Origin of the sequence: Bacteroides sp. OF04-15BH (genome assembly GCF_003477995.1) — a bacterium.
GTDB lineage: Bacteria > Bacteroidota > Bacteroidia > Bacteroidales > Bacteroidaceae > Paraprevotella.
Genome location: NZ_QUEM01000076.1, coordinates 1 through 3,284, shown reverse-complemented (window position 1 = coordinate 3,284; position 3,284 = coordinate 1). Strand labels below are relative to the sequence as shown.

3 protein-coding genes and 3 tRNA genes are annotated in these 3,284 nt (G+C 42.4%); 3 read left to right on the top strand and 3 right to left on the bottom strand.

Going from position 1 to position 3,284, the window contains the following annotated elements:
• Window positions 1-74: 74 nt before the first annotated feature.
• A tRNA-Asp gene (locus DXA74_RS15760) sits at window positions 75-148 on the top strand.
• A gap of 48 nt (window positions 149-196) precedes the next feature.
• Here the strand turns inward: DXA74_RS15760 and DXA74_RS15755 are convergent.
• The gene (locus DXA74_RS15755) at window positions 197-1,696 is read right to left on the bottom strand and encodes a RyR domain-containing protein (protein WP_158576094.1); all 1,500 of its coding nucleotides are present in this window, start codon (window positions 1,694-1,696) and stop codon (window positions 197-199) included.
• A 250-nt stretch (window positions 1,697-1,946) separates the two neighbouring features.
• Here DXA74_RS15755 and DXA74_RS15750 point away from each other — a divergent pair.
• Window positions 1,947-2,023 (top strand) — tRNA-Asp (locus DXA74_RS15750).
• A 31-nt stretch (window positions 2,024-2,054) separates the two neighbouring features.
• Window positions 2,055-2,128: transfer RNA gene (locus tag DXA74_RS15745), tRNA-Asp, on the top strand.
• Between the two features lie 90 nt (window positions 2,129-2,218).
• Here the strand turns inward: DXA74_RS15745 and DXA74_RS15740 are convergent.
• Together DXA74_RS15740 and DXA74_RS15735 are read right to left on the bottom strand one after the other, a co-directional pair.
• Window positions 2,219-2,512 (bottom strand): RyR domain-containing protein, encoded by a 294-nt coding sequence (locus tag DXA74_RS15740; RefSeq protein ID WP_118529079.1) that lies wholly within the window; start codon window positions 2,510-2,512, stop codon window positions 2,219-2,221.
• A 5-nt stretch (window positions 2,513-2,517) separates the two neighbouring features.
• Window positions 2,518-3,066, bottom strand: a complete 549-nt coding sequence (locus DXA74_RS15735) for a DUF697 domain-containing protein (protein WP_118529077.1) — start codon at window positions 3,064-3,066, stop codon at window positions 2,518-2,520.
• Between the last annotated feature and the right edge of the window lie 218 nt (window positions 3,067-3,284).

Here is a 3,284-nt window from a genome sequence, read left to right as displayed (position 1 = left end):
GTCACGCATGGGGTCACGGGTTCGAGTCCCGTACGCACCGCCAGTAAAATAGTGGAAAAATCAGAAGCATTTTTGGTGCGTTAGTTCAGTTGGTTAGAATACATGCCTGTCACGCATGGGGTCACGGGTTCGAGTCCCGTACGCACCGCAACCAACTAAAATCCCCTGAGAAATCTGAAATTCTCAGGGGATTTTTCTATTCCTTCTTATTACCTGTTTGAGTGTTCAAGGTGTATCCCAAGGCATATATCATCTTTAAATTTGCACGACATTGTTCTCTATAATTAGCCTTCACCTCTTCAGGAAGTTTTTCAAAAGCCAGAAGATAAGGATTGGTTTTCTTTTTTTCACTATACTCTCTGTCCAAATGCCAGCCCTGTTTCAAACAGCTATCCACCCAAAGATCGTGTGATGCCCGGACCTGCTTTTCTACCAGTTCCTCTACTCCATCCGGCAAGACAACGGCTGAAACATCAATGGGAGAAGGCTGATAAGGCTGCATGATCTGGTTGTTTGCCAGAGTATCCAGACGCTCCTTTAGCTCCTGCAACTCGGCATCCTGTATATCGATATTACTGGACAACCTGTCTAACAGTCGCTGATACTGATCAAATTCTCTGGATGCAAATCTCTGATAATCCTCTTGTTTCAGATAAAGGCTTACTCCATTGGGCAATGTTTGCCAGTATCTGCTGGACTGATGAAAATTCTCATGATAACTGGTCGGGAACTGAGCTATGACGCCGGCAACGGTATAGACATCAGCATTACACATATACTGGAATCCGTCCAACTGAGCTTCTATCATTGCTCGGTTCAGTACCTGTTTGCTTTTCAAAGCTGCTACAATCGCCTGAGCAATCTGATAAGCCTCATTCAAAATAGTCAGATAATTCTTGGCACAATACGGCAATTCCTGAGCATCCTGGATATAACGTCCTACCATAAGCAGTGTATCGGAAGAGAACTTTAGCTGATTGACATCAAAGTCTTTGGAAATGCGCGTAATTTCATCTCCATAATGTTCCACCGACGAACACAGGTCATCGGCCGCCTGCTCCTTTCCCATAGCGGCCAAAGCATAGGTATATTCCCGGCAATATTTGTTCCAGGCCTTTTTCAAGAGAGCAACCTCCACACAGAGAGCATCTATGGTAGTCAAATATCCGACCAAGGCATTGACTACCTCCTGACATTTTATGGAAAGCAGACTCTTTACCTCCGAATTCAGAAATCCCAGTTCCTCCTTCTTTTCTATCAGAAAACGATTGACATAGTCTTTAAACAGATATTCCAGAACAGAATTATCCTTGTAATCCACCCAATACTGTTTCAGGTCAGAAACTTTTTCTTTCAGTTTCTTGACGTCTGTTTCGTCAGAAGAGTTTTTATTGCAGAAAACGACAATCTCCGGACGTCCTTTTTCCTTAAATGCAGAAACAGCCAGTTCATACTCCAACACCGTCTTGTCGCCAACCCCATGATCAATTACAAAAAAGACAATATCCGCCTTATCTTTAATATACTCATTATAATCTCCCTGGTTGCCGTCTTCTTTTTCTGAAAGTGCCTCTGAAAAATCCTTGTAGGTCTTTCCCTCAATCTGGACATAGGAACTGCCCCAAAGATTCCTTAAAGCCGTCATAGCCCCATAATAATACCCTCTCGGCTCATTCAAATTTATAGAACCAGCCATAAAACACCTTAAAAACAATTTTGAATTTGTCATATCTCCAAGTATTCATAAAACAATATAACGAGCAAAACTGTCGCCTACAAGCGGCATGATGCTTTACGCAAATTTATAAAAAAGAAAAACTGAACATCAAAAAACAGGCATTATTTTAAAGAAAGAGGATATAAAAACGGTCGCTACATTTGGAATTTCGGGAAATAAGTTCTATCTTTGCACCCGAAATCAGGACCCCCCTGATAAAACAGATACTGGTGCGTTAGTTCAGTTGGTTAGAATACATGCCTGTCACGCATGGGGTCACGGGTTCGAGTCCCGTACGCACCGCCAGTAAAATAGTGGAAAAATCAAAAGCGTTTTTGGTGCGTTAGTTCAGTTGGTTAGAATACATGCCTGTCACGCATGGGGTCACGGGTTCGAGTCCCGTACGCACCGCGAACGAATAAAGAATCCCCTGAAAGTCAGAAGCTTTCAGGGGATTCTCTTTTCAAGAAAAAGTTCATCCGAAGATCACTCTTTCCACAATCATCGTCTCTCAATTTTAAATCCCAATTTAAGAATCAACTTCAAAGTTTCCATAGCCGTATTCCGGTCATATTCCTTTTCTTCTTCACTCAGTTCCTCATAAGGAATGAGGCACGGATGCATCAAGTGTTCATCATCACGTTTCGTACCATATTTCCATCCTTGTGCCATTCTGTTTTTCGCCCAAACCTCATGAACATTCTTGGCCATGGTCTCAGCCAGATTCTGTAGAGTTTCCGGCAAACGCACCTCGCTGGTATCCACCGGTTGCGGGACATATTTCCTGTTATCCATATCACTTATTTATCAGGTTTGTTTCTATATTCATTTTTCGCGTCTTTCATCATATTCTTGATTCTACTCTTATTCTGAGCGATAACATCATTCACGCAAGCCTTCAGATCGTCTCCGCTTCCCTTTCCGTCCTTGACCCAATTGACCAAAGCTGTCAGATAAATCCAGGCTGCACAGACCGTAGCTCCATACATGGTGGCAGTCATGATAAAACCTCCGGATACAGTACCGATTCCCGGTATGAATTTCAGAAGTGAGCCGATTCCGGCAATAGCCAGATTACTGGTCAGATTGGCAGCGACGGCAGATCCGATACTTTTCATCATATTCTCACTGAAAGAAACACCGAGCATCTTGTTAATACGAACATACATAGCCCAGGTATTTGCAGCTAAAGCTGCCAAATCCAATCCTGCAACCGGAATCCATGCGGCGCCTGCGGCCAGAGCGGCATGTGTCTGAATACAATCAACTATTTCATTTGGAAGTGAAGTTCTCATTCCCTGATCTAAAGTCTTTACGGCCAATGCTGCTGCTGAATATAAAGGTATCATAAGTTTTAAATTTTAAAGGTTACTATTTTTGTTCTTTATAGATAAAGTGGATTTAGGAAAAGGATTTATAACACCCCACCCTGAATTTTTTTTCCGCAATAGGGACAAAATTCTGAACCCGCAGGAATTTTCTGTCCGTCAAAGGGACAAAGCATAAACAAAGATTCTACATGCTTACGGGGGTGTAATTTAAACTGTGTCAAGGCTTGTTCTTAACT

Coding starts and splice junctions, on each gene's coding strand:
- DXA74_RS15755 (WP_158576094.1), bottom strand. CDS start 1,696: ATGGCTGGTTCTATAAATTTGAATGAGCCGAGAGGGTATTATTATGGG.
- DXA74_RS15740 (WP_118529079.1), bottom strand. CDS start 2,512: ATGGATAACAGGAAATATGTCCCGCAACCGGTGGATACCAGCGAGGTG.
- DXA74_RS15735 (WP_118529077.1), bottom strand. CDS start 3,066: ATGATACCTTTATATTCAGCAGCAGCATTGGCCGTAAAGACTTTAGAT.